Source organism: Arthrobacter sp. D5-1 (genome assembly GCF_017357425.1).
In the GTDB taxonomy this organism is placed as follows: domain Bacteria; phylum Actinomycetota; class Actinomycetes; order Actinomycetales; family Micrococcaceae; genus Arthrobacter.
Genome location: NZ_CP014571.1, coordinates 1,437,331 through 1,463,423 on the forward strand (window position 1 = coordinate 1,437,331; position 26,093 = coordinate 1,463,423).

Here is a 26,093-nt window from a genome sequence, read left to right on the forward strand (position 1 = left end):
GGGCCAACGGGTCAGGCGGTTTTGCGGGCGGAAGTCATGAGCTTCATGAGGCTTTCCTGGCTTGCTTCGTTCTTGTCCAGGACGCCGGTGATGGCGCCTTCAAAGATGGTGTAAATGCGGTCGGACAGGCCCAGGAGCTCCGGGAGCTCCGAGGAAATGACAATCACTCCCTTGCCCTGGTTGGCGAGCTTCTGAATGATGCCGTAAATCTCGTACTTGGCACCCACATCGATTCCGCGGGTGGGTTCGTCCAGGATCAGGAGGTCCGGATCGGTGAACATCCACTTGGCCAGGACCACTTTTTGCTGGTTGCCGCCGGAGAGCTTGGCTACGCCTTCTTCCACCGACGGGGTCTTTGTCCGCAAAGACTTCCGGTACTCCTCGGCAACGGAGAATTCCTTGCGGGTATCCACTACCGAGTAGTTGCTGATCTTGTTCAGCGCCGCCGAAACTGTGGTGGTCTTGATGTCATCCAGCAGGTTCAGGCCCAGGGACTTGCGGTCCTCAGTGACGTAACCCAGTCCGGCGTCGATCGCTTGCTTGACGCTGCGGAGGTTGACCTGCTTGCCGTCCTTGTAGACCTGGCCTTTGATGAAGCGGCCGTAAGAGTGTCCAAAGAGGGACCGGGCAAGTTCCGTGCGGCCGGCGCCCATGAGGCCTGCGAAACCGACAATCTCGCCACGGCGGACAAAGAAGTTCGAACCCTTGCAGATCAGGCGGTCCTGGATCTGTGGGTGGCCGACCGTCCAGTCCTTGACCTCGAAGAAGACCTCGCCGATCTTGGGTTCGTGATCCGGGAAGCGGGACTCCAAGGTCCTGCCCACCATGCCCTTGATGATCCGGTCCTCGTCCACGCCATCACGCTTGACGTTCAGGGTCTCGATGGACTTGCCGTCACGGATGATGGTGATCTCGTCCGCAATTTGTTCGATCTCGTTGAGCTTGTGGGAAATGATGATCGAGGTGATGCCCTTGCCCTTGAGGCCCAGAATCAGGTCCAGGAGGTGCTGGGAGTCGGATTCATTCAGTGCAGCCGTGGGCTCATCCAGGATCAGGAGTTTCACGGACTTGTTCAATGCCTTGGCGATTTCCACCAGCTGCTGCTTGCCGACGCCGATTTCCTTGATGGGGGTATCGGGATCCTCGCGGAGCCCAACGCGGGCCAGGAGTTCGAGGGAGCGTTTGCGGGCCTCGGCCCAGTCGATCACACCCCACTTGGTGGGTTCGTTGCCGAGGAAGATGTTCTCCATGATGGACAGTTCCGGGATCAGGGCCAGTTCCTGGTGGATGATCACGATGCCGGCCGCTTCACTGGCGCGGATGTCCTTGAACTGCTGGGTTTCGGCTTGGTACACGATGTCTCCCGTGTAGCTTCCGTACCCGTAAACGCCGGAAAGAACCTTCATGAGCGTGGACTTGCCGGCACCGTTTTCCCCGCAGATTGCGTGGATTTCACCGGCCATCACGCGCAGGCTCACGTTCGACAAGGCCTTCACGCCGGGAAATTCCTTCGTGATCGAGCGCATCTCCAAAAGGATGGGATCACCTTGCGTGTCGAGGGATGTCATCAGCCCTTACGCCTCCAATGCATGACTTCGTTGTCGGCCCCGCAATGGCGAGGCTGTCTGATGAAAAAGTAAACTGGATCACCCGTCTTGTCGTCAAGACTTGAACGCATGATCCAGCTAACGATTTCGTTACCTACCGGTAATACCTGCATGTTGGAACACCAAAGCGGCAGCTCCCAAGGCCTCTGCACGTGCACCCAGCGACGACATCGCGAGGTGGGTTGTCTCGCCCACCACTGGCACGGCGTGCCGCACCAGGCCCCTGCGGATCGGGTCCAGCAAGAGGTCGCCGAGGCCCGCCAGGGGGCCGCCCACCACAATCACTTCAGGGTTGATGAGGTTGGAAACGTTGCCCAAAGCGCGTCCTACCGCCAGTCCGGCGTCGTCCACCACCCGCTGTGTTGCAGAGTCGCCGGAGAGGCAGTTGCGGACGATGTCCTGTGGCGTCAGCAAGGTCTCCTGGCCGCGGCCCAACAGTTCGATCATGGTGGTGGTGGACGCTATGGTTTCGAGGCAACCCCTGTTCCCACAGCGGCACACGAGGCCGTGTTCATGGATGGTCGCATGGCCTATTTCACCCGTGATGCCCACATTGCCGTAATAGGGGAAACCGTTGAGAATCAGGCCCGCGCCGATGCCCGAACCGATCTTGAGGAACATCAGGTTGGACACCCCGCTGTGGGGTCCCCACGTCACTTCGGACAACGCACCGAGGTTGGCGTCGTTGTCAACAAAGACGGGGCAATTCAGCGCTTCCTCCAGCCGGTGGAGAATATCGATGCCCACCCATTCCGGGAGGATTGCGCCTTGCGCCACCGTGCCGGAACGGCGGTCGATCGGGCCAGGAATGCCCGCGCCCGCGCCCACTACGGCAGTGCGGTCGATGCCGTTTTCGCGGAGCAGTTTTTCCAGCAGCAGGACAGCCGCCGCGATGCCTTCTTCCGCCTGGTGGCCCAGCGGTAATTCGATGTAATCCTCGGCAATGACGTGGTAGCCCAGTGAAGCAAGGACTACGCGCAGGTGGCGGCGTCCGAAGTCGATGCCGACGGCCACGGCGCCGTTGCTGTTCAGCCTGACGTTGGTTGCGCGGCGACCGGAGCTGGTGGTGGGTTCGGTGGAAACGAGGCCCGCGTCCTGCATGATTTTCACGATGTTGGAAATCGTTGCGGTGGACAGCCCGGTCTGCCGTGAAAGCTCGGCCTGCGTTGATGGTCCGCTCAGCAGGCACTCGATGATGCGCTGCTGGTTCAGGTGGCGCAGTGCGGACTGCGAGCCGGGTTTTCTTGGGTGGCTCTTCGTTGAGCGCTGCGTAGCGGGCATGACAAGAAGATTGCCCCACAAGCGACGTTGTAGTCAAGAAGTGAACACAAGGAGTCAACCCACCGCGACATACTCCAACGCAAGAACATGGGATAAGTACCCCCTTGAGGGCCCGCTAATCGTTCGAAATCCATGTCGTGGGGGGCAGGGCGGGCCCCGCAACGGGAGGAATGGCGGGCAATGCGTCCCGCTTCGGCGGCCCCCGGGTCCAATTGCCCCGCCCAGCGTCCGCGGGCCGCGCCTACGCTGGAAGCAAGAAACCTCCCGGGCACGTGTACGAGGCATCGGGAACAGGCGAAAACCTAGGTGGTAATGATGCTGCTCTCAGTCCTGCAGGCGAACGCTTCCGTCATGGACGTCGACGCCAATCTCCGAACGATCGACGACGCCGCGCAGCGCGCCGCCCAGGCAGGAGCAGGCCTGCTGCTCACTCCGGAGCTGTTCCCCGTGGGATACGCTCCGCTGCGCCTCCATGCCGAACTGGATCCGGCCACGCTTCCCATCATCCGGGAACGCCTGGCCGGCATCGCCCGCCGGCACAGCATAGGCCTGGTTTACAGCCTTCCGGCAGTCGCCAACGACCAGAACGCCTGGCACATCACCGCCACTCTGCTGGACGCATCAGGCGCCGAGATCCTGAACTACGCCAAGGTCCACCTCTTTGGCCCGGAAGAGCACAAAGCGTTCATTGGCGCCCAAGAACCTCCCGCCGTCGTGGATTTCAACGGGATCCGCACATCGATGCTGATCTGCTACGACGTCGAATTCCCGGAGGCGGTGCGGGCTGCTGCCATCCGCGGCGCTGAACTCCTCCTGGTGCCAACGGCCCTGTCCGCGGGGTTCGACAACGTGCCGCAGGTCCTGATCCGTGCCCGTGCGTTGGAAAGCCAGCTCAACGTGGCCTATGCCAACCACTCCGGCCACGAGGACGTCTACACCTTCCTGGGCGGCAGCGTCGTGGCCGGTCCTGACGGATCGTTGCTCGCCGCAGCCGGGGACTCCCCGGCTCTGCTGTTCGCGGAGGTCGGCACGGATTCAGTGAACGCAGCCCGCGAGGAAGTCCCCTACCTGCGCGAACGCCGGACGGAACTCTACGAGGAGTGGGACAAGCGCGCCTAGTCGCCGTTCCCGTCCGCGGGAAGGCCCGCCACCAACTCGTCCACGTACTGCAGCGCAAACCACAGCTCGGCTCGAACCTGGGCCTGGTTGAGGTCCATGTCCAGAAGGTCGGCCAGCACGCCGATCTGCCGCCGCACGCTGTTACGGTGCAGGCCCAGCAGTTTGGCCGAGCCGTCCCAGCTGCCGTTTTCGCTGAGCCAACCCCTCAACACGGCAAGAAGCGGGTCTCGCCTCTCCGGTTCGAGCGCCAGCACGGGTGCAAGGAGGCGTTCGGCCAGCATGGTCCCGGCTTCGCGGCCCAGGAGGCCTGCGACGGACCACGTGACCTCGTCCACGCGTGCGCTCTTGCCGCTCTGCTGGACACGGCTGCGCAGCGAGCCCACCCGCTGATAGGCCGCTTGGAGTCCAAGAAGCTCCGTCGGTTCTCCGATGACCAGCCGCCAGCCGAGTTTCTCGATGTCCGCCAGGAGCGAATCGTCCACCTTCAGCCGCGTAATCGCCGCGAAACCATACTCCGTGATCTCCACAAGCTTGGTGTCGAAGAGCCTCCGCCATTGCAGCAGTTCACGGACGGGCCCGTCGTCAGCAGCGCCATCCACCCGGACCCCTTGCACCACGCGCATCTGCCCGGATCTGGTGGAGGACAGACTCTGGGCGAGCAGGTCCTTGAGGCCGTTGACATGCTTGGTGGAGCCGGATGTCAGCGAGTCCGGGTGAAGCAGCACCGCCGTGGCCAGTTGGCTGGGAGCCAGCGACCCACTGGTCCTTTGCCGCACCAGCAGTTCCAACAACCCCACAGCCGACTGCACCACGTTGTTCTGCGCAGACGTCAGCGGTGCATCGGAGCCCAAGATCAAGGCCCCGAGGTTGGCGTCCTTGGTGCTCCGCAATGGATGCCCAAACACCAGCGCTGAACCGGGTTGTTCGAAGCCGTCCATTTCAACGCGCGGCCCGCTGCCGGACAGCAGCCGCTCCAGCATGGGCGACAGCAATGAATGCTCGACGCCGGTGCTCCCGCCGGCGTTGTGCCCCCGCGCCCGGACCCGTCCGTCCGCCCCCACCAGCACGGCCCACACCGGCACCCGCTGAACCAGCGCTGCCAGCAGTTCGTGTTCCGGTCTGGGGGAGAGGACTGCCCGCATGAGTTGGCGGTTGGTCTCGGCAAGTTGGCGGAAGACCCGCGCATTGTCCGTCTCCAGAAGCTGGGAGAACTCCAGCCCGATCGCAGCGAACGGCACGGATTCCGGGACCTCGAACAACGTGAGGTTGTGCTTGCGGCAAGCGTCCAGCAGCACCTCCGGTACGGCGTCGAAGTACGGCCTGATGCCGAAGCCCAGCGCCGCCACTTTCGCGTCCACCAGCCGCTGGACGTAGGCATCCACCTTGGCCGCCGAGCCGCCCTTCCCCAGGAAAGGCAGCCCGGCGGTGAGGAGGAACTCGCCCTCGGGAAGGTACGGCGTGGGGTCTTCGAGCTCACTCGGTTCCACCCACCTCAGCAGCGAGCCGCCGCTGCCGCCGTCGTGAAGCATTGTCAACTCCGGCGGCAGCTGCTCCACAAACTGTGCGAGCGTGACGAAACTCAGGCGGGCGGTGGCGGGCTCAGGCGACATGGTCCTGCCCGGCGGCGGCCGGCTCCTGGTAGTCGGGGCACTTGTAAGCAGTAGTTGCATACGCACGGGGGAGGCGCGGGGCGATCCTGTTGATGATCTCGTCGCCATGGCTGCCGATCGCGGCTCCCCAGTCGTCGGCGCTCGCCGCCCCGGAGGCAGGATCGCCGAACAGCACCGCGGTGTCTCCGACCTCGATTCCTGAAGCATCCGGGCCGAGGTCAACCATGAACTGGTCCATGCAGACCTTGCCGATCACCGGCACGCTGCGGCCCGCGATGTTCACTACGGACCGGCCACTGATGCCCTTGGGGATGCCATCTGCGTATCCGAGTGGAATGAGCCCGAGGTAGCGCGGCTCGTACGTGATGGCCTGGTGTTCGTAGCTGACCCCGGTCCCCGCCGGAACCTTCTTGACCATGACCAAAGGTGCCGTCACGCTGAGTGCCGGACGCAGACCGAAATCCGCCGGGTTGAGGTGGTCAGCCGGTGCAAGGCCGTAGATGGCCAGCCCTGCCCGGACCATGTCGAAATGGAATTCGGGCCGGTCCAGGATGTTCGCCGAACTGGAAACATGCCGGAGCTGCGGGTTCAGGCCGGCTTCACGGGCTTCCCGCACAGCGTCCTCGAACTCCGCGACGGCGGTGGCGTTGCCCGGGTGGGCAGGCACATCGGCCCAGGCCAGGTGGGTCCAGAGGCCGCGCACGCGGAGGGTCCCGTCCACTTCAGCCTTGCGGGCGGCGGCGACAAGTTCCGCCCAATCTTCCTTGCGTGCACCGCCGCGGCTCAGTCCGCTGTCCAGTTCGAGATGTACGACGGCGGGGCGGCCAACGCGGTCTGCGATGCCAGCCAGGACCTCGAGTTGCGTGACGCTTCCGAGCGAAACATCGATGTCGTTTTCCAGCGCCTCGAGAATGGTGGAGCTTGTCTGGGATGCCAGATAGAGCCACGAAAGTATGGGGACTGTGATCCCTGCATGGCGAAGGGCTATGGCTTCGGTGAGCTGGGCTGTTCCCAGCCAGTCCGCCCCGGCCTGGACGGCAGTGCGGGCTACCTCCACCAGTCCGTGGCCATAGGCATTTCCCTTGACTACGGCCATGAAGGAGGGCGCTTCAGTGCGCTTTTTCAGGGCTTTGACATTGTCTGAAATCGCGGACAGGTCAACGGTGACCTGCCCCGACAGAGCCGCCGGAGCGGCTCCTTGATAGTGTGCATTACGTCTCATGGTTGAACACTATAGGTCATTTTGCACCGCAGTGAGAGGTGGCTCACATGCCAGTCTTGTGGAGGGGAAATCGAAACTACTTTGAAGGGACGTCAAGGGTGACTGTGCCTGTGAACACCAAAAACACTGCGGCGGAGAGTGCCACCAGGCCGAGCCTCGGAGCTCAGCTTCTGCGCCGCAAGCCGATCGGCCAGATGGTCAGCGAAGCCGGAAGCAGCGAGGGCGGTACGCCTTTGGTCCGCAGCTTCGGCGTTCTTCAGCTGACCATGATCAGCGTCGGTGCCACGCTTGGCACCGGCATCCTGGTGATCCTTGGAGAATCCGTACCGCTGGCCGGCCCGGCGATCTGGATCTCGTTTGTCATCGCTGGCCTCGCTGCGCTGCTCTCCGCTGTGTCGTATGCGGAAATGGCGGGCCTTGTCCCGGTGGCCGGCTCCAGCTACTCCTACTCCTACGCCACCATGGGCGAGGGCATGGCCTGGGTCTGCGGCTGGTGCCTCGTGCTGGAGTACGCGGTCTCCGTTGCGGCTGTCGCTGTAGGCGCGGGGCAGTACGTCAACGAGACCCTCGCCGCATTTGGCCAGTTCCTGCCGGACGCGATCAGCCAGCCGCCGGGAGACGGCGGCCTGGTGAACGTGCCTGCCATGGTGATCGTGATCCTGGCCATGCTTCTGCTGGTCCGAGGCGCCCGCGAGAGTGCATGGATTAACACGGCGATTGTCGTCGTCAAGGTAGGCATCCTGCTCTTCTTCTGCGCAGTAGCCTTCACCGCTTTCAACGCAGGCAACTTCGAGCCTTTGCTGCCCATGGGCGCCGCTGGTGTTTCTGCTGCCGCGTCCAGCGTTTTCTTCTCCTACATCGGCTTCGACGCCGCCTCCACGGCGGGTGAGGAAGCCAAGAACCCCAAGCGGGATCTTCCCCGGGCCATCATGCTGTCCATGGTGATCGTCACCAGTATCTACGTCCTGGTTGCCGTCGCGGCCATTGGTGCCCGTCCGTGGGGTTGGTTCGACGGTACAGAAGCTGCATTGGTGCAGATCCTGCACGAGATCACCGGGCAGCCGTGGATCGCCCTGGTCTTCTCCATCGGTGCAGTCCTTGCGATTGCCAGCATTGTGCTGACCGTGTTGTACGGCCAGACCCGGATCATGCTCTCCATGTCCCGCGACGGCATGGTGCCCAAGGTCTTTGGGCGCATCTCCCGCCGAACCGGCACCCCTGTCGCTGGAACATTGATCGTCGGTATCGCCGTCGCCCTTGCCGCTGGCCTGGTCCCACTTGGTGCCCTTGCGGACGCCACCAGCATCGGAACCCTCTTCGCGTTCGCGCTGGTCAACGTTGCCGTCATCTACCTGCGACGCAACCGTCCAGATCTCGAGCGGAGCTTCCGGGTCCCGCTGTACCCGATCACTCCCATCCTGGGCACGCTGATGTGCGCTTACCTGATGCTCAACCTCGGCGCCGACACCTGGATCACCTTCGGCGTATGGATGCTGGTGGGTATCGCCATCTACTTCGGCTATGGACGCCGGAATTCCAAGGTAGCCGCGCTCAGCGAGCAGGACTACCGTGAACTAACCACCAGGGCCGTGAGCCCGGAACCTGTGAAAGCAGCAAACTCATGACCATCGCCACCGAACTACCCGTCGTCGATGAACCGGGAGCGCCTGCCGGCGCACCGATCACCATGCTGAACCCGGACTTCCCGTTCAGCTATGACCACTACCTGGCCCACCCCGGCGGACTGGGCTCCGTTCCCGAGGAGCTCCTCGGCACGGAAGTTGCCATCATCGGCGCCGGCCTGTCCGGACTCGTCACCGCCTACGAGTTGATGAAGCTTGGCCTCAAGCCAGTGATCTATGAGGCCGACCAGATCGGTGGGCGTCTCCGGACCGCGAGCTTCCCGTCAGCGCCCGGCGTCGTGGCAGACCTTGGCGGCATGCGATTCCCGGTCTCCGGCAAGGCCTTCTACCACTACGTTGACCTGCTCGGCCTGGACACCAACGAATTTCCCAACCCCATGGCGCCGGCAACCTCCTCCACGGTGATTGAGCTCGCGGGTAAGAAGCACTACGCAACCACGGCCGATGAGCTGCCGGAGTTTTTCCGCGAAGTAGCCGACGCCTGGAAAGCCGCAGTCAATGACGGTGCAGCCTTCGCGGAGATGCAGGAAGCCATCAAGGCCCGCGACACCAAGCGGATCAAGGAAATCTGGAACGCGCTCCTCCCGGAACTCGACGAGCAGACCTTCTACGGCTTCATCGCCGCCAGCAAGTCCTTCAAGGAAGCCGGCTTCGCACACCGCGAGGCGTTCGGCCAAGTGGGCTTCGGTACCGGCGGTTGGGACACCGACTTCCCCAACTCCATCCTCGAAATCCTCCGCGTGGTCTACACCGACGCGGACGATCAGCACCGCTCCATTGCGGGAGGAGCGCAAAGGCTCCCCGAGGCACTCTGGAACCATGCGCCGTCGAACCTCGCTCACTGGCCCCAAGGCACCTCGTTGGCTTCCCTGCACAGCGGTTCCCCGCGCGGAGCCGTGGACAACATCCGCCGCGCTGGGAACGGCGACCTGCTGGTCCGCGAAAACTGGGGACGCGAAGCCACCTACCAAGCAGTGGTGACCACCTGCCAGTCCTGGCTGCTGTCCACGCGCATCCACACCGAGGAAGCTTTGTTCCCGGCCGAGCTGTGGACTGCGATCGAGCGTTCGCACTACATGCAGTCCTCAAAGACCTTTGTGATGGTGGACCGGCCGTTCTGGAAGGATATCGATCCCGAAACCGGCCGCGAGGTCCTGTCCATGACGCTCACCGACCGCCTCAACCGGGCAACGTACTTGCTCGACGACGGACCGGACAAGCCCGCTGTCATGCTCCTGTCCTACACCTGGAATGACGACGCCCTGAAATGGCTGGCCCTTAGCGCCGACGAACGCGTGAAGCTGATGCTCCACTCGCTGCAGCAGATCTACCCGGGCGTGGATATTGCCAGCCACATCGTCGGGCAGCCGATCACCGTGTCGTGGGAAGCGGATCCCAACTTCATGGGTGCGTTCAAGGCCAACCTGCCCGGGCACTACCGTTACCAGCAGCGCCTTTTCACGCACTTCAAGCAGGACGAGTTGCCGGAGCACCAACGCGGCATCTTCCTCGCCGGAGATGACGTGTCCTTCACCGCAGGCTGGGCCGAGGGCGCCGTGACTACGGGCCTCAATGCTGTGTGGGGCGTGGTGAACCACCTGGGCGGCACATCCGCTGCCGGTAACCCCGGACCGGGCGACCTCTTGGGCGAGCTCGGCCCGATCAGCCTGGACTAGTCATTTACGTTGCGGGCCCTGCATTCGGCTCTCAGCGACTCTTTGCTGCCGTCACCTACCTCAGTGCAGCGGCGAGGCCGAGCATAGCCAGCGCGAAGATCGGGAAGAGCCAGGTGCCCACCAGTGCCGTGATCCTGTTGCCCCTGCCACTGCCGTGAGCGGCAGGTGTGCTGGGGTCGGTGATCTCGTCCGGATCGGTGCCCCTGGAGCGGATGGTGCCAACTATCGACAAAGCAATCATGGTGGCGGCACTGCCGACGAGCCAAGGGAGAGGATCCAGTTCCAGCCACGCATCCGCCCGCTGCGTCGGGGCTGCAATGCCGGAGAGGAGCCCGGAGATCACGCAGATGGCGACCAGGGCTACGAGCACCCAGATGCGTCGGACTGCTGCCGTGAGGTACAGGGGCAGGAAAGCAATGACCACAAGTGGTGTTGCGAGGAAAGCTGCCTGTGCCGGCGACATAAGCATCATCTCGGACCGGACCCACGGCACCACCGCCTGGTTGAAGAGCAAAAAGGCCAAGAGGCCCAGCAAGGCTGGCCCTAGCGCCTTCTTGACCCATTCATGTTTCGGTGCGGTCGGTAGTTCCAGCCCGGCGGCGTAGCTGCGCGCCGGTCCGAACGCCTCCTCAGCCTGCTGCCCGGTGTCGGCGAGGAGTTCGCGGGCGCTTGCCACGGCGTCGCCAATCGCGTTCCCGTGCACCTGGCGGAGGCGAAGTTCCAGAACGAGTTCGTCAAACCACTTCTTGTCCGTCGTTACCTGCGTCATGTGCTGGACTCCTTCGTGTGCTGACCGTCGTCGAGGTAGGTGTTGCTGAGGTGTGTGAACCGAACCCAGTCCGCGCTGAGCCGGAGCATTTCGGCGCGCCCGTGGTCAGTCAAAGCGAAATACTTGCGGCCCGGACCGCCCTCGCCCGCACGCCACTCGGTAGTGACCAAGCCGGCCGCTTCGTAGCGGGTGAGGAGCGGGTACAGCGTGCCGCCTTTGATGGTGCCAAACCCATTGCGTTCAAGTTCAGTGATGATCGCGTAGCCGTACGAGGGTCCGGCGGCAAGGGCACGAAGCGCCAGGAAGCCCAGTGTCGCCCTCAGCCAATCACTCGGCCAATCGGTGCCTATGGGCCTCGAAGGATCAGGAAGGGAATCGATCATGACTATATTGTCACTCTAAGTAGTTGGTCTGTAAAGCTACTTAAATGGTGCGAGGCCCGCTCTGCATCCCAAAACTTCAGGTTAGGGCGCAGAGCGGGCCTCGCATTCGGCGTTAAGCGTGCATGTCCCGGTGCGCCGCCGCGAGTTCCTTGTAGTGCGCGGCGTTGTGCTTCACACCCTCGAACTCTTCATCGGTGAGCTCGCGGCGGACCTTCGCGGGCACGCCAGCCACCAGGGAGCGTGGGGGAATGACAGTGCCCTCCAACACCACGGCGCCGGCGGCAATGAGCGAGCCCGTGCCGATCACAGCGCCGTTGAGGATGGTTGCGCTCATGCCGATCAGGCAGTCGTCCTCCACAGTGCAGCCGTGGACCACAGCGCTGTGCCCTACGGATACGCGCTCGCCGACCGTGCAGGGGAAACCGGGGTCGGCGTGGAGGACTACGTTGTCCTGGAGGTTCGAACCTGCGCCGACGCTGATTGCAGCCGTATCTGCGCGGACGGAGACACCGTAGAAGGCGCTGGAGTCCTGGGCCAACGTGGCCTTGCCGATAATGGATGCGGTGGGTGCCACGAAGGCGGATTCATGGATGGCCGGGGTGTCCCCGGCGAACGTGTAAGAGGGAGCCATGGTGCCCAGCTTATTTCCCAACTGGGTAACAGCACATGTCGCACTGGGCTCTCAGTGGGACGTTTGCTGTTACCTACATGGGCAAAGGGGTGCGGAGGACCAGGAATTGGTAGTGCTGGACCCAGTTGCCCGCGCCGGGACCGGACTCCACGCCCACACCCTCGGGCCACGTCCGGAAATGCTCGATCGCGCCGTGCTCACCAAAGATCCGGCGCGCAGTATCGTCGCTGCGGCGGCTGAAGAACCGCCGCGGTTCATCGAGGTCCTCCGGGTTCAGGACTTCCTCATCGTCGCCTGACCAGAGTCCGACGGCGATCGGCGCACCAGGTGCGGTGACCCGCACCAGTTCGCTGACGACGTCGTGAATTCCGCTGTTGGGGACATGCAGAAGTGTGCTCATGGTCCACGCCGCATCGAAGACCGCATCCGGAAACGGCAGGTTCCGGCCGCTGGCCACAGTTGCCTCAAGTCCGGCCGCGCACGCCAGGTGAACACTTTCCGAGGACAAATCCACGCCGGTGTAGTGCAATCCGGCGCGGACGAACTCCAAGCCCTCAACGCCTGTGCCGCACCCCAGCTCGAACAAGGAATGACGGTGTTCGGACTTCAGGAGCCGGATGAACCATTCTCTGCTCTCGACACGGTGTGGCGTGAGCGCGCGGGTGTTCCGAACAGGCGCCTGACGGTCGTAGTAGACCGCCAAATCAGCCTCGTGCTCGGCGTGAGGAATGCCCCGCATACACCCAGCATAGGAGCGGCGTTAGTTGAACACCACGGTCCGGGTGCCATCCAGGAGCACACGGTGTTCGGCGTGCCACTGAACCGCTTGGGCCAGCGTTCGGCCTTCGACGTCGCGACCCATCTGGACAAACTGTGCAGCCGTGCGCGCGTGGTCGACGCGGATGACTTCCTGCTCGATGATCGGACCCTCGTCGAGGTCGGCCGTCACATAGTGGGCCGTGGCACCGATGATCTTCACGCCGCGCGCATGGGCCTGGTGGTAAGGCTTGGCGCCCTTGAAGGAGGGCAGGAAGGAGTGGTGGATGTTGATGGCCTTGCCATTCAACTTCGTGCACAGATCGTTGGAAAGGACCTGCATGTAGCGGGCCAGGACGGTCAACTCCACGTCGTGATCGGCGATGAGCTTCAACAGCTGCGCCTCGGCCTGGGGCTTGGTTTCCGGCGTCACCGGGATGTGGTGGAACGGGATGCCGTAGAACTCCGCCAGCGGCTCAAGGTCACGGTGGTTGGACACGATGGCAGGGACCTCAATGGGCAGGGTGCCGGTGCGCTGCTGGAACAGGAGGTCGTTCAGGCAGTGCGCGTCCTTGGAGCACAGGATGATGGTGCGGACCTTTTCGCCAACAGGATTGATCTGCCAGGTCATTCCGAACGATTCGGCTACCGGACGCAGCGCGGCCGCCAATTCGTCCTGGGAGGACGACGTCGATGCCTCCACGCGCATGAAGAAGTTGCCTGTGCTGGGGCTTCCGTACTGCTGGGAGTCGGCGATATTGCAGCCGGCCGTAAGCAGGGCTCCGGCTACCGCGTGGACGATGCCGGGGCGGTCGGGGCAGGAAAGTGTTACTACGAAAGCGGTGGATTCAGTCACACGATCAAGCCTACCCGTGCCGCGTTGTTGTACTGTTAATGGGTCGCAACTGGCGTTGGGTGGACTACCACCAGGGAGCGGCAATCATGAAGACCACGGATCGTACGCCTGGGCCGAGGGTCATGTCTTACCGCCGCATGCACGTGACCGATCCCTCTGTAACCAAGGGGACGCGGGAATGCTGCTGCCGGTAGCCTGACCTGTAGCACCACCCGTTGCCTAGCCAGGAGATCTCCGTGACTACCACAACCACTTCCGCGTCTGTCAGCAACCAGTCGCTCGCCGATCTCGATCCCGAGATTGCAGCAGTCCTCAACCAGGAACTTGGCCGCCAGCGCGGCACCCTGGAAATGATTGCGTCCGAAAACTTTGCGCCCCGCGCGGTGATGGAAGCCCAAGGCTCCGTCCTGACCAACAAGTACGCCGAGGGCTACCCGGGCCGCCGTTACTACGGCGGTTGTGAATACGTCGACGTCGCTGAGCAGCTCGCCATCGACCGCGTCAAGGAACTGTTCGGCGCCGAGTACGCCAACGTCCAGCCGCACTCCGGTGCCCAGGCAAACGCTGCAGCGCTGTCGGCCATGATCACCCCGGGCGACAAGATCCTTGGTCTTTCCCTGGCACACGGTGGCCACCTGACCCACGGCATGAAGCTCAACTTCTCCGGCAAGCTCTACAACGTAGCTGCTTACCAGGTTGAAGAAGACAACTTCCGCATTGACATGGACAAGCTCCGCGAGCAGGCCATCGCCGAGAAGCCGCAGGTCATCATCGCTGGTTGGTCGGCCTACCCCCGCCACCTCGACTTCGCTGCCTTCCGCTCCATCGCCGACGAGGTTGGCGCCCTCCTCTGGACGGACATGGCACACTTCGCCGGTCTGGTTGCTGCAGGCCTGCACCCGAGCCCGGTCCCGCACTCCGACGTCGTCACCTCCACGGTGCACAAGACCCTCGCAGGTCCGCGTTCCGGTGTGATCCTTGGCAAGCAGGAGTGGGCCAAGAAGCTCAACTCCAACGTCTTCCCGGGCCAGCAGGGCGGTCCGCTCATGCACGTCATCGCGGCCAAGGCTGTTGCCTTCAAGATCGCCGGCAGCGAAGAGTTCAAGGAGCGCCAGGAGCGTGTCCTCGAGGGTGCCAAGATCATCGCTGACCGTTTGAACCAGTCCGACGTCGCCGGAGCCGGTGTCTCGGTCCTCACCGGCGGCACCGACGTTCACCTGGTCCTGGTTGACCTGCGCAACTCGCAGCTGGACGGCCAGCAGGCTGAAGACCTCCTGCACTCCGTAGGCATCACCGTGAACCGCAACGCTGTTCCGTTCGACCCCCGCCCGCCGATGGTCACCTCCGGCCTCCGCATCGGTACGCCTGCCTTGGCCACCCGCGGATTCGGTGCCACCGAGTTCACCGAGGTTGCCGAGATCATTGCCACCGCGCTGAAGGCGGGCTCGGCAGCTGATGTCGAGTCCCTCCAGGCCCGTGTCGACAAGCTGGCCGCTGACTTCCCGCTGTACCCGCAGCACGAGCAGTGGTAAATCCGCGATTCCGCGGCTAAGTAACGCATTACCCGGGCACTGAACCGGAGCCCACGGGATCCGCCGCCACATCTTCGGCGGCGGGTCCCGTTGGCATGAGCCATTAGGTCACCCACCAGAAAGAGCAGATGGAATGACACAGTCCACCGCACAGATCCTTGACGGCAAGGCCACCGCCGCAGCCATCAAGGCAGAACTGACCACTCGCGTTTCCGTCCTCGCCGCCCAGGGAATCGTCCCCGGCTTGGGCACCATCCTGGTGGGTTCCGACCCCGGCAGCACCTGGTACGTCGGCGGCAAGCACAAGGACTGCGCCGAGGTTGGCATCCAGTCCATCCGCCGCGACCTCCCCGAGGACATCAGCCAGGAGGACCTCTTGGAGGTTGTGCGCGAGCTCAACGACAACCCGGAATGCACCGGCTACATCGTCCAGCTTCCGCTGCCCAAGCACATTGACCAGGACGTCATCCTCGAAGCCATGGACCCTGACAAGGACGCCGATGGCCTGCACCCGATGAACCTTGGCCGCTTGGTGGCCAACGTCAACGGCGAGATGAAGTCCCCGCTGCCCTGCACCCCCAAAGGCTGTGTGGAGTTGCTCCGCCGCCACAACATTGAACTCAAGGGCAAGCGCGTCCTGGTGGTTGGCCGCGGCGTCACCATCGGTCGCCCCATCGGCCTCCTGCTGACCCGCAAGGAAGTCAACGCGACGGTCATCCTCGCCCACACCGGAACGGTGGACCTGCCGGCGGAACTGAAGCAGGCCGACGTCGTGATTGCCGCTGCCGGCGTGCCGCACATGATCAAGGCTGAAGACCTCAAGCCGGGTGCAATAGTGCTCGACGTCGGCGTCAGCCGCGTGGACGACGGCAACGGCAAGGCTGTGGTCACCGGAGATGTGGACCCGGCAGCTGCCGACGTCGCCGCCTGGCTCTCCCCGAACCCGGGTGGCGTAGGCCCGATGACCCGTGCCATGCTGCTCGCGAACGTCGTGGAGAGTGCTGAGCGCCAGGCGGGCATCGCCTAGTTTCACACGCGCTAAACGAGAGGGCTCTTGCAAGATTATGTGCAAGAGCCCTTTCACATGTCGGTGGGCGCTACTAGTCTGCTGAGGGTGCACAATGAAGCAACCCGCTCCGCAACTCCCACTGAATCGTCGCAAACCCGCTTCGACATGAACCGACCCACCGTCATCAGCGCGCAAAACCTCACCAAGACCTATGGTGACCTCACTGCCGTGGACAACATCTCCTTCGACGTACCGGCGGGGGAGTCCTTCGGGCTGCTGGGCCCCAACGGCGCCGGCAAGTCCACCACCATGAAAATGATCGGTGGCGTCTCCCAACGCACCTCGGGAACGCTCAACATCATGGGCTTGGATCCTGAGTCGCACGGCCCTGAAGTCCGGGCGCATTTGGGTGTGGTCCCGCAGCAGGACAACCTGGACGAAGAGCTGAAGGTCCGCGAGAACCTGATTGTCTACGGGCGCTACTTCGGCCTGCCGCTGAGCTACTTGCGGCCGAAAGCCGATGAACTGCTGGAATTCGCGCAGCTGACGGACAAGGCAAACTCGAAGGTCGATGCCCTGTCCGGCGGTATGAAGCGGCGGCTCACCATTGCCCGCTCGCTCATCAACGAGCCACGGATCCTCCTCTTGGACGAGCCCACCACCGGCCTGGACCCCCAAGCGCGCCACATCCTCTGGGACCGGCTCTTCCGGCTCAAGGAAAATGGCGTCACCCTCATCCTCACCACGCACTATATGGACGAGGCAGAGCAACTCTGCGATCGCCTGATCGTGGTGGACAAGGGCCGCATCATGGCCGAGGGGTCTCCGGCGAACCTCATCCGCGAGCACTCATCGCGCGAAGTGCTCGAGCTCCGGTTCGGGTCCGAGCGGAACGCGACCATCGGCGTCGAACTTCAAGGCGTCGGCGAGCGGCTCGAAACGCTGCCCGACCGCGTGCTCATTTATGCACACGACGGCGAGGCCGCGCTGGAGCAGGTCACTGCCCGCGGGCTCCGCCCCATGACCTCGCTGGTGCGCCGCTCGTCGCTGGAGGACGTGTTCCTGCGGCTCACGGGCAGGAGTCTCGTTGACTAGCGGCACTGACAAACCACTTACGACGGCGGCGCCGCCGTTGCGGGCCCACTCGCCTGAGGTTTCGGCTGCCCGGGCGCGGCGATGGGGCGCCTTTTTCTACGCAGAGCAAGTACTTCGCGTCATGCGCAACTACGGCTGGTCCGTGATCCTGTACAGCGTGGGGCAACCCGTGGCGTACCTCTTTGCCATGGGCGTTGGCTTGGCCAGCCTGGTGGACGCCAACAGCGAAGCCACGTTCGGCGGTGTCAGCTACTTGGAGTTCGTGGCTCCGGCGTTGTTGGTCTCGGCTGCGGTGATGACTGCCTCCGGGGAGTTCTCCTATCCCATCATGGACGGCTTCAAGTGGCGCCGTGTTTTTTATGGCCCACACGCCTCACCGTTGATTCCCGAGCAAATCGCCAGCGGACACATCATGGCCAGCACCCTGAGGTTCCTCCTGCAGTCGGTGGTCTACTTCGTGGTGGTGGCATTGTTCGGTGCTTCGCCGGGTCCGTGGGGCTGGGTGTCGGCCCTCGTCGCTACCGTTGCGGCGCTGTCCTTTGGCCTGCCGCTGATGGCTTATGCGGCCAGCATCATACAAGACAAGGGGCAGTTTGCGCTGGTGCAACGCTTCATCGTGATGCCGCTGTTCCTGTTCTCGGGGACGTTCTTCCCCCTGGATTCCCTCCCGATCGCTGTCCGTTGGATCGGATGGATTTCACCGGTGTGGCACGGGACTGAGCTGAGCCGCGTATTCACCTACGGGATGGATCAAAGCCCTGTGCTGACCATCATCCACGTGGTTTTCCTGCTGGCCACGGCCGCAGTTGGCTGGATGGTCGTCCGCCGCCAGTTCGTGAAAAGGATGGGCTCATGAGTGTCCTGACAGGTGGCCACAGTGCCACGGATCGTGCGCGGGAGCGGAAGTTCGGCTCTCTTTATTCACGCAATGCCAAAGCCGTGGTGGGCCGCGGATTGATGGCGGCCAAGTCCAGCACATGGCTGGTCATGGTCTCCGGGTTCTTTGAGCCCGTGCTGTTCCTGCTGGCCATGGGCGTGGGCATGGGCTCCATCGTGGGCACTGTCCAAGGCCCTGGCGGCGAGGAGATCAGCTACGCGGCCTACATTGCACCGGCGCTGCTGGCCGTTTCGGCGATGAACGGGGCGATCTACGACTCCACGTGGAACGTGTTCTTCAAGATGAACTTCGCCAAGCTGTACCAGGGGATGCTCTACACCTCCCTGGGACCGCTGGATGTCGCGATCGGTGAGATCTTCCTGGCGCTCCTGCGGGGCCTGCTCTACGCCACTGGATTCACCGCCGTTATGGGCGTCATAAGTTTGCTCACCAGTTGGTGGGCCATCCTGGTCATTCCTGCCTCGGTGCTGATCGCCTTCGGATTCGCGAGCTTCGGAATGGGCATCACCAGCTTCATGAAGACTTTCCAGCAGATGGACTGGATCAACTTCTTCCTGCTGCCCATGTTCCTGTTCAGCGCCACGTTCTATCCGCTCAGCGTCTACCCGCAGGTCATCCAATGGTTCATCCAGGCCATGCCCCTGTGGCACGGCGTGGAGTTGCTGCGGCAGATCAGTGTGGGCTCGTTCAGCCCGGCCACCGCAATCCACGTGGGTTACTACCTGGTGATGATCGCTCTCGGGATCATGCTCACCACAGGAAGGCTGCGCCAGCTGTTCCTCAAGTGAAAGGTCCGGTGTTCGCCGTCCGTGGAAGCTGGCACAGGCACCTTCGTGGATTTGAGAGAATAGGTCCATGCAATCTCTCGGTGACCCGCACCCGTCCACGTCCCCCGCCGGCAAAGGCATGTTCAAGGGCTTCCGCATTGGCGGCCTGGGGATGACCGTCGTCATCATCGCGTTCCTGGTGGCCGTCATTTTCGCGGCAAACCAGAACGATGTTGTGGGTTGGGTTGTCGCAGTAGTGGCCTTCGGTTGGTTGGCTCTGGCCGCTTTCGTGGTGTTGAGCATCCGCAAGGCCGCGCAGCGGGCAGGTGCAAAACTGACCGAAGCGCAAAATGCCTTTAACGCCGCAGCCGGCCGCGCGCCGTCGTCGTCCGCTGCTGACAGTGGCGGCACGCGCGTCGTGGCCGAACGCAGCAAGTCAGATGAGGTTCGCGACCTCAAACTGGACCACTCCTTCAAGATCGTCCAGGTGCAGGTCCGTGTTGTCGATGAGGAGCGGGCCAAGGGCGGTGCCGCCGATCAGGACACCATCAACCGCGCACTGGAAACCATCGCCATTACGGCCACCAATGCGCGCGACATGATCAAGTCCTCCGGCGGCTCGGACGAGCCCGTAGCCGGCACCATCATCGACTAGAGTGGACCGGGTGAGTACGGCATTGAAGAAGGACTTCCTTCGCATCGCGTCAGTTAACGTCAACGGCCTGAGGGCTGCCTACAAGAACGGCATGGCGGAATGGCTGGAGCCCCGCGAGGTTGACATTCTCTGCCTCCAGGAAGTCCGGGCACCTGATGACATCGTCAGGAAGCTGATCGGCGAAGGCTGGCACATCCTCCACACCGAAGCTGAGGCCAAGGGCCGCGCAGGTGTTGCCATCGCGTCCCGCGAGGAACCTACTGCCACCCGCGTCGGTATTGGCGATGACTACTTTGACACGTCCGGACGCTGGGTTGAAGCCGATTACACCGTCAAGAACGGTGCCGGCGAATCCACCACGCTCACGGTCGTCAGCGCCTACGTGCACTCCGGAGAAGTGGGAACCCCCAAGCAGGATGACAAGTTCCGTTTCCTCGACGCCATGACGGTGCGCCTGCCTGAGCTCGCCAAGCACAGCGACCACGCTTTGGTAGTGGGCGACCTCAACGTCGGTCACACAGAGTTGGACATCAAGAACTGGAAGGGCAACGTCAAGCGTGCCGGCTTCCTCCCGGAGGAGCGCGCGTACTTTGACCGCTTCCTCGGCGAAGAAATCGGATGGAGGGATGTCCACAGGGGCCTGGCAGGAAATGTCGCCGGCCCCTACACCTGGTGGTCCCAGCGCGGTAAAGCCTTTGACACTGACACTGGCTGGCGCATCGACTACCACCTGGCCACGCCGGGCCTCGCGGCAGCTGCTTTCTCGGCTGTCGTGGACCGGGCGCCTTCGTGGGACACCCGCTTCTCCGACCACGCACCGCTGGTAGTCGACTACCGGCTCTAAGCTCCCTAAGGTATTCCTCCATGACTAGTTCCACCACGACTGAAACCGGCGCACCCGCTGATGCATCCGCCGACCCCAGGGCTGTGACATCCACCAAGCCAGCCGTAGGCGCCAAGCATCGTGTCTTGTCCGGCATGCAGCCCTCCGCTGACTCCTTGCACCTGGGCAACTACCTCGGCGCACTGGTCAACTGGGTCCGGATGCAGGACGAGTACGACGCCGTGTACTTCATCCCGGACCTGCACGCCATCACCGTGCCCCAGGACCCGGCCGAGCTCGCCCACCGCACTCGAGTCACCGCCGCCCAGTACATCGCCGGCGGCGTGGACGTGGAGAAGTGCACCCTCTTCGTCCAGTCCCAGGTCCCTGAGCACGCCCAACTCGCGTGGGTCTTGAACTGCATCACTGGCATGGGCGAAGCTGCCCGCATGACGCAGTTCAAGGACAAGGCGCAGAAGCAGGGGTCGGACCACGCCAGCGTTGGCCTTTTCACGTACCCGATCCTGCAAGCTGCCGATATCCTCCTCTACCAGCCGCACGGTGTGCCGGTGGGCGAAGACCAGCGGCAGCACGTGGAGCTCAGCCGTGACCTCGCCAACCGCTTCAACAGCCGGTTCGGGGAGACGTTCCAGGTTCCCGAAGCCTTCATCCAGAAGGAATCGGCAAAGATCTACGATCTTCAGAACCCGAACGCCAAGATGTCCAAGTCTGCGGAATCACCCGCCGGACTGATCAACCTCCTGGATGATCCCAAGACCGTGGCCAAGCGCATCAAATCGGCCGTCACGGACACTGAAACCGAGATCCGCTACGACCGCGAGAACAAGCCGGGTGTCTCAAACCTGCTGACCATCTACTCGGCCATCAGCGGAACACCGGTAGAGAAGATCGTGGCTGACTACCAAGGCAAGATGTACGGGCACCTCAAGGTTGACCTCGCTGAACTCGTCTCCGGTCACCTGGCACCCATCCGGGAGCGGGCCAATGAGCTCCTGGCCGATCCCGCTGAACTCGACCGGCTCCTGGCCCTCGGAGCAGACAAGGCACGCGACATCGCGTCAGCTACTCTCGCGGACGTCTATTCCAAGGTCGGTTTCCTGCCCTACCGCGGAGATGCCCACCGCGACCTGGGAGTCCGCTAACTCCATGTGCTCCGCTGGCCAGCTCAACGTCAAGACCGACACCCGCAAGGGTGTCGGTCCGGACGACTCTCGCCAGACGGGTGTTGCCGGCACCGACTGCGGCGACGGTGACACCATGTGTGTTGGTGTCATCCTCGGCTTTCCACCGGAGATCGCCCGCGAACTCCAGGAATGGCGCGCCTCCTTCGGTGACCCGATGGCCGAGGTCATTCCTGCCCACATCACACTGATCACCACCACACCTACTCAGGACTGGGCCGCTACCCGCGAGCATGTACGGGAAGTGGCCCGGACCCAGGAACCCTTCCACATCACCATTTCCGGCACGGGTTCGTTCCGGCCCGTGTCACCGGTGGTCTTCGTGAACGTTGAAGAGGGCTTTGAAGAGTGCGTGCAGTTGCACGAGAAACTTCAAACCGGGCCGCTGGAACGGTTGCTCCCGTTCCCATACCACCCGCACGTCACGGTGGCCCACGACGTCGCCCAGGAAAATCTGGATGAGGCCGAAACGGTCCTCAGAGATTACCGGGCGACCTTCCCTGTGGTTAGCATGGGACTTTACGAGCACGACACCAATGGAATATGGCAGCTACGGGAAGAGCTCGACTTTGGCGGCGATACTGACGAAGAACAGCAAACGGATTCACGCCACGCAGGCGGACGCTCCTCCGCTGCCAACTGAGCTGGCCAAGCTCAAACTTGAGCTGCTTCGCAAGAGGCAGGAATGGGGCCAGTCCAAGCGCGCCGGCGATGGCCTGCCGAAGAAGGCCGGAGCGTTCTTTGCGCTCTTCATGGCCAGGCTGAACACCAACCGTGCCTTGCGTTCTTTCCAGCACTACACACGCCAGCATGGGCCTCTGTTGAGTGCGGGTATTGGCTTCAACATGTTCTTCTCCGTGACGGGTCTGCTGACCACTGGCTTTGCAGTGGCGGGAATCGTTTTGGGGGGAAGCCCGGCGCTTCAGGACGCCGTCATCGACAGCGTGGCCGCGGCGGCCCCCGGGCTCCTTCAAGTGGATGGCGGCGAAGGACTGGTGGATCCCCAGTCGTTGCTCAACCCGTCCGGACTTGGCTGGACAGCCCTGATCGCGGCGGTAGTGACTGTCTTCATCTCCCTGGGCTGGATAGCAAGCATCCGGGAGGGCATCCGGGGGATCATGAACGCCGCTCCGTTGGTGCGTAATGCTGTCCTCCAGAAGCTCATCGACGCCGGTACCCTGTTGCTCCTCGGAGTCCTTCTGGTCATCAGCGCAGGCGCCTCCCTGATTTTTGGGACAGCCGCCGATTGGTTCATCGGTTTGCTGAAGTTGGACGAGGCAGTGGCCGCACCTATCGCCGCCACCGTCAAGATTGTGGTTCCCCTCCTGTTGAACTGCGCGACGGCGGCAGTACTCTTCCGTATCGCCGCCGGCCTTAAGCTGGGGAGGCGCGCGTTCCTTGAAGCGGTGGTGCTCGCCGGCACAGGGACCACTGTCCTTCAACTTTTCAGCACCGAACTCCTGGCCCGGTCAGGAAACAACCCCGTTCTGGCGTCCTTCGCCATCATCATTGGCCTGCTGATCTGGTTCAACCTGGTGAGCCAGGTGTACCTCGTCTCGGCGTCGTGGTCGGCCATTCGTGAGGCCGATACTGAGTCGGGGGAGACCCCGCGCAAGAAAGTCCTTGGGTCGCGTCGCGTGGCGCCCCGCACCTGACAGTTCTTTCTCCCGGGAGGCGCCATGAACAATCCACTGTGGATCGGCTGCCTCCTCGGGGCTGCCGTTGGTCTCATTGTGGGTCAACTGATCTTTAAGTCCCCTTTCCTGGGCATCCTCATCGGGGTGGGGCTGGGGGCACTTGTCGGGGCTGCAGTGGGACCGCGCCGGGGATAGTGGGCATGTCCCCTGAGCTGAGGCTAGGGTGCTTGCACCAGCCCTTCCCATGCCACGGTCCAGTCGGCCGGAAACCCGGGGGCGTGGCGCTCCGGACCGTTGTCCCATCCAGCTGCCATGAGAGCGACAGCGGCCAGCAGCCCACCATTTCCTGGCAGGTAGAGCGGCAACGAGTCCGTCTGGCGGTTGTGCCCGTTGGGCAGGACCGTGTTCTTGCCCGCGCTGAGGAGGAGCGCATCCACTGCGGCCTCCGGGTCCTCAAGCCGTGCTGCGGTCATGGCCATCACTGGGTAATCCCAGCCCCAGGTGCTGCACCAGTCCCAGTCGGCCAGCACGTCCGAGAGTGTTGCCCGCATGATCTCCGGATCAACGATGTCGGTCAGCGGGAGGACTCCAAGGGCGCACAGCATGGACGGATGGTCGGTGCGGATGGTGAAGGGTTCACTATCGATCGCTGCGTACACGCCGCCGATCACCCGCGGAGGAACCATGCCCTCTGCCACGTCGGACCATCCAGGCACCGGTTCCAGGCCCAGCCGCTCCCGCCACGCAGAAGCCGTGCGCAGGCCCCACTGCCAGTAGGCCAGCTCGAAGGTGGGGTTGGTGACCTTGGACCGGATGGACCCGTAGCTTTCCTGCGCCGGGATCAGGGGTGGCCCCAGCTCGAATCCCCGCGAGGTGGGGTGGGCAAAGCCGGCCATGAAAGCAGCTGTCTCAAAGACGATCTCCGCGAACTCTTCCAGGACGTCGCGGCTGGGGTTGGCCCGGTACACCAGTTCGGCCAGGTGGATGGGGTGCGGCTGCTGCCAAATGAGGAATGTGCCGATCGGACTGGGGCTCTCCCGACCGTCCGGCCCCACCTGCTTGGGCCAGCGAACGCCGTCGAATCCTTGCGCTTTGGCCGTCTGCCGTGAAGTCTCCAACACCGTGGAGTACCACCGCAACGACGGCAGGAGCAGCTCCACACGGTTCCAGTACGCAAAGTGGGCCGCATGCCACCAGTGCATCTCCAGATGGAAGCGGCCACGCCACGAGTTGCACACGAGCCCCGTCTCCTGCGGCGGCAAGGAACCCGCGCAATTGATCGCCGTGAGGTACTGGGACAACACAATCCGGCGTTCCAATTCCTTGGCGCGCGGATCATCGGTGGCATCGAGCTCGATCGCCCCGCCCGAGGACCAGAACTCCGGCCAGTAGGCGGCGGCTGCTTCGAATATTGAACGTGCCGGCGAAAGTTCGACGCCGGTCCGCGCGTCCGCAGGGCCGTCCGGCTGGTGGGCGTGGTTGGCTGGCCTGTTGTTGCACCTCGGGATACAGTCGCCATCCCCGGCCGACACGAACGCCACGGAGAAGTCCAGCACCGTATCGCTGCCCGGTGTTCCAGGCGACGCCGGGGCGATGCGGAGATCATGCTGACCGGCCTGTACCACGGCCAGGCTCTGACCAGTGATCACCACCTCGTAGCGGGAATCGTCCAGTTCGCGCTGGGCGGTCCATGCTGTGGATCCGTTGTTTCCCACTGGTGACGGTCCACTGAGCGTGGTGGTGTGGGCATCCGGTCGATCCCAGTCCGCGGCGTCATGCCAGGCCTCGGACCCGTAGGGGAAGCCGACGCCGACAAACAATCCGGCACCAAGCGCAGTGGACTCCACACGGAAGCCGAGCTCATCCCGGTCCGGGTGGCACGCCGTCGTCACTTTCACCCGGTGACCTGCCACGGTGAACAGGCTGGTGATGGCTCCTGTCCAGAGGTCCAGAGTTTGTTCCGTGTCAGTGATGTCCGCTGCATTCAACGGACGCTCTGTGCCATCCTGCAGCCAGCGAAAGCCGATGCGCCCCAGGTCCAGCCGGTGCGCGTTCGACCTGAGCCACGTTTCCGCCACGGAGGTGTCGGTTTCACGATCGTTCACGATGTCACCCACCATGTCCACGTAAGGGACTGGGCCGCGGGGTGAATCGTAAAGGACGGTGGATCCGGCGAGGTGGTAGGGGTGGGGTGGTGGAACGGAGTGCCAGCCCCACTGCGCTTGCGTTCCCAGGAGTGTCCCGGGTGGCAGGTCATCACGTGCGCCCACGGGGTAGTCGGTGGGTAATGACTGCAGCCCGGTGAGGTCCACTGTGAAGGCGAACTCGCCGTTGCCGACGGAGACGGGGCTGCGAGGATCCAGTTGCTGCTGCCGGACGTTGTGCCGCCGGACCAGTGCCTTGCGATCAATAGCGGGGTGTGGCGGGTTCATGTCAGCCTTTCTGAAGGGATGACGCCGGCGAGCGTCACGGTGTCCTCAAGTTCAAGGAGCGGGAAAAACGCTGCCCGTTCGTAGGGAGTTTTGTTTGGCTGGTGCAACGTCAGGAACAGGCTTCCGTCCAGGTGGCGGCCAATCATTCCATGGCCGCCATCTGCGCTCCAGAGAGGATCGGGCTCTTGCTTCCAGGGGCCCAGCACTGTCCCGGATTCGCTGCGGGCAATCCCCATGGCGTAACCGTTGTCACCGAAGCTGGACCACAGCATGATGAGCTTTCCGCTTGAAAGCCGGAAGAGGAACGGACCATCGGTGACATACACAGGAAACCCGCGGTCCCGGACGGATGGGACATCAAGGGCGCGGGACCAAGGAGCCTCCGATGCGCTGAAAAGGAACACCGGCACGCCCTTGGCGCTGCGCAGGTCCGGTCGAGGCGCTGGGCCATCATGGCGCCGTCGTGCACCTGCTTCCATTCATGGCAGAA

25 protein-coding genes are annotated in these 26,093 nt (G+C 63.3%); 14 read left to right on the top strand and 11 right to left on the bottom strand.

Features of this window, described 5'->3' with window-relative positions:
* Positions 1 to 11: 11 nt before the first annotated feature.
* Complete coding sequence (gene mmsA / locus AYX22_RS06680; protein ID WP_207596742.1) at positions 12 to 1,568, bottom strand: multiple monosaccharide ABC transporter ATP-binding protein; 1,557 nt, start codon at positions 1,566 to 1,568, stop codon at positions 12 to 14.
* A gap of 129 nt (positions 1,569 to 1,697) precedes the next feature.
* Positions 1,698 to 2,888, bottom strand: a complete 1,191-nt coding sequence (locus tag AYX22_RS06685; protein WP_089594117.1) for an ROK family transcriptional regulator — start codon at positions 2,886 to 2,888, stop codon at positions 1,698 to 1,700.
* A 312-nt stretch (positions 2,889 to 3,200) separates the two neighbouring features.
* On the opposite strand from AYX22_RS06685, the gene AYX22_RS06690 reads away from it, so the two are divergent.
* Entirely contained in the window at positions 3,201 to 4,007 is an 807-nt protein-coding gene (locus AYX22_RS06690; RefSeq protein WP_207596743.1) for a carbon-nitrogen hydrolase family protein, read from the top strand.
* Here the strand turns inward: AYX22_RS06690 and AYX22_RS06695 are convergent.
* Both AYX22_RS06695 and alr read right to left on the bottom strand, forming a co-directional pair.
* Positions 4,004 to 5,617 (bottom strand): PucR family transcriptional regulator, encoded by a 1,614-nt coding sequence (locus AYX22_RS06695; RefSeq protein WP_207596744.1) that lies wholly within the window; start codon positions 5,615 to 5,617, stop codon positions 4,004 to 4,006. The two genes, AYX22_RS06690 and AYX22_RS06695, sit on opposite strands and share 4 nt — an antisense overlap.
* Positions 5,607 to 6,839 (bottom strand): alanine racemase, encoded by a 1,233-nt coding sequence (alr, locus tag AYX22_RS06700; RefSeq protein ID WP_207596745.1) that lies wholly within the window; start codon positions 6,837 to 6,839, stop codon positions 5,607 to 5,609. The genes AYX22_RS06695 and alr overlap by 11 nt, the downstream gene beginning before the upstream one ends.
* Before the next feature lie 194 nt (positions 6,840 to 7,033).
* Between alr and AYX22_RS06705 the strand changes: the two genes are divergently transcribed.
* On the top strand, positions 7,034 to 8,464 hold the full coding sequence (locus AYX22_RS06705; RefSeq protein ID WP_242703617.1) for an amino acid permease: 1,431 nt from the start codon (positions 7,034 to 7,036) through the stop codon (positions 8,462 to 8,464).
* Positions 8,461 to 10,158 (top strand): NAD(P)/FAD-dependent oxidoreductase, encoded by a 1,698-nt coding sequence (locus tag AYX22_RS06710; protein WP_207596747.1) that lies wholly within the window; start codon positions 8,461 to 8,463, stop codon positions 10,156 to 10,158. Before AYX22_RS06705 ends, AYX22_RS06710 begins: the two co-directional genes overlap by 4 nt.
* 55 nt (positions 10,159 to 10,213) lie before the next feature.
* Here AYX22_RS06710 and AYX22_RS06715 read toward each other — a convergent pair whose 3' ends face one another.
* The 5 genes from AYX22_RS06715 to purU all read right to left on the bottom strand — a co-directional run bounded on the left by AYX22_RS06715 (position 10,214) and on the right by purU (position 13,553).
* Positions 10,214 to 10,927, bottom strand: a complete 714-nt coding sequence (locus AYX22_RS06715) for a hypothetical protein (protein WP_207596748.1) — start codon at positions 10,925 to 10,927, stop codon at positions 10,214 to 10,216.
* Positions 10,924 to 11,310, bottom strand: a complete 387-nt coding sequence (locus AYX22_RS06720; protein ID WP_207596749.1) for a PadR family transcriptional regulator — start codon at positions 11,308 to 11,310, stop codon at positions 10,924 to 10,926. Before AYX22_RS06720 ends, AYX22_RS06715 begins: the two co-directional genes overlap by 4 nt.
* A 112-nt stretch (positions 11,311 to 11,422) precedes the next feature.
* Positions 11,423 to 11,941 carry a gamma carbonic anhydrase family protein gene (locus tag AYX22_RS06725; protein ID WP_089594121.1) on the bottom strand — a complete coding sequence of 173 codons (519 nt, stop codon included), beginning with the start codon at positions 11,939 to 11,941 and terminating at the stop codon, positions 11,423 to 11,425.
* 73 nt (positions 11,942 to 12,014) lie between these two features.
* A complete protein-coding gene (locus AYX22_RS06730) occupies positions 12,015 to 12,680 on the bottom strand; it encodes a class I SAM-dependent methyltransferase (RefSeq protein ID WP_207596750.1) in 666 nt (221 codons plus the stop codon).
* 21 nt (positions 12,681 to 12,701) lie between these two features.
* The gene (gene purU, locus AYX22_RS06735; protein ID WP_207596751.1) at positions 12,702 to 13,553 is read right to left on the bottom strand and encodes a formyltetrahydrofolate deformylase; all 852 of its coding nucleotides are present in this window, start codon (positions 13,551 to 13,553) and stop codon (positions 12,702 to 12,704) included.
* A gap of 236 nt (positions 13,554 to 13,789) precedes the next feature.
* On the opposite strand from purU, the gene glyA reads away from it, so the two are divergent.
* From glyA to AYX22_RS06790, 11 genes are all read left to right on the top strand, one after another.
* A complete protein-coding gene (gene glyA, locus AYX22_RS06740; RefSeq protein WP_207596752.1) occupies positions 13,790 to 15,085 on the top strand; it encodes a serine hydroxymethyltransferase in 1,296 nt (431 codons plus the stop codon).
* Between the two features lie 133 nt (positions 15,086 to 15,218).
* The gene (locus tag AYX22_RS06745) at positions 15,219 to 16,112 is read left to right on the top strand and encodes a bifunctional methylenetetrahydrofolate dehydrogenase/methenyltetrahydrofolate cyclohydrolase (RefSeq protein WP_207596753.1); all 894 of its coding nucleotides are present in this window, start codon (positions 15,219 to 15,221) and stop codon (positions 16,110 to 16,112) included.
* Positions 16,113 to 16,259: 147 nt separating this feature from the next.
* Positions 16,260 to 17,189 (top strand): ABC transporter ATP-binding protein, encoded by a 930-nt coding sequence (locus AYX22_RS06750; protein ID WP_207597502.1) that lies wholly within the window; start codon positions 16,260 to 16,262, stop codon positions 17,187 to 17,189.
* Complete coding sequence (locus AYX22_RS06755; protein WP_242703554.1) at positions 17,182 to 18,045, top strand: ABC transporter permease; 864 nt, start codon at positions 17,182 to 17,184, stop codon at positions 18,043 to 18,045. Before AYX22_RS06750 ends, AYX22_RS06755 begins: the two co-directional genes overlap by 8 nt.
* Positions 18,042 to 18,875 carry an ABC transporter permease gene (locus AYX22_RS06760; RefSeq protein WP_207596754.1) on the top strand — a complete coding sequence of 278 codons (834 nt, stop codon included), beginning with the start codon at positions 18,042 to 18,044 and terminating at the stop codon, positions 18,873 to 18,875. The genes AYX22_RS06755 and AYX22_RS06760 overlap by 4 nt, the downstream gene beginning before the upstream one ends.
* A gap of 67 nt (positions 18,876 to 18,942) precedes the next feature.
* Positions 18,943 to 19,509: a hypothetical protein gene (locus tag AYX22_RS06765; protein ID WP_207596755.1), complete on the top strand. Its 567-nt coding sequence runs from the start codon at positions 18,943 to 18,945 to the stop codon at positions 19,507 to 19,509.
* Positions 19,510 to 19,519: 10 nt separating this feature from the next.
* Entirely contained in the window at positions 19,520 to 20,353 is an 834-nt protein-coding gene (locus tag AYX22_RS06770) for an exodeoxyribonuclease III (RefSeq protein WP_207596756.1), read from the top strand.
* A 20-nt stretch (positions 20,354 to 20,373) separates the two neighbouring features.
* Positions 20,374 to 21,495, top strand: a complete 1,122-nt coding sequence (trpS, locus tag AYX22_RS06775; RefSeq protein WP_207596757.1) for a tryptophan--tRNA ligase — start codon at positions 20,374 to 20,376, stop codon at positions 21,493 to 21,495.
* A 4-nt stretch (positions 21,496 to 21,499) separates the two neighbouring features.
* The gene (locus AYX22_RS06780; RefSeq protein WP_207596758.1) at positions 21,500 to 22,177 is read left to right on the top strand and encodes a 2'-5' RNA ligase family protein; all 678 of its coding nucleotides are present in this window, start codon (positions 21,500 to 21,502) and stop codon (positions 22,175 to 22,177) included.
* Positions 22,104 to 23,189, top strand: a complete 1,086-nt coding sequence (locus AYX22_RS06785; RefSeq protein ID WP_207596759.1) for a YihY/virulence factor BrkB family protein — start codon at positions 22,104 to 22,106, stop codon at positions 23,187 to 23,189. The genes AYX22_RS06780 and AYX22_RS06785 overlap by 74 nt, the downstream gene beginning before the upstream one ends.
* A 24-nt stretch (positions 23,190 to 23,213) precedes the next feature.
* Positions 23,214 to 23,366, top strand: a complete 153-nt coding sequence (locus AYX22_RS06790) for a glycine zipper domain-containing protein (protein WP_207596760.1) — start codon at positions 23,214 to 23,216, stop codon at positions 23,364 to 23,366.
* A gap of 23 nt (positions 23,367 to 23,389) precedes the next feature.
* Here AYX22_RS06790 and AYX22_RS06795 read toward each other — a convergent pair whose 3' ends face one another.
* A complete protein-coding gene (locus AYX22_RS06795; protein ID WP_207596761.1) occupies positions 23,390 to 25,603 on the bottom strand; it encodes a hypothetical protein in 2,214 nt (737 codons plus the stop codon).
* The gene (locus AYX22_RS24005) at positions 25,600 to 26,082 is read right to left on the bottom strand and encodes a hypothetical protein (protein ID WP_242703658.1); all 483 of its coding nucleotides are present in this window, start codon (positions 26,080 to 26,082) and stop codon (positions 25,600 to 25,602) included. The genes AYX22_RS06795 and AYX22_RS24005 overlap by 4 nt, the downstream gene beginning before the upstream one ends.
* Between the last annotated feature and the right edge of the window lie 11 nt (positions 26,083 to 26,093).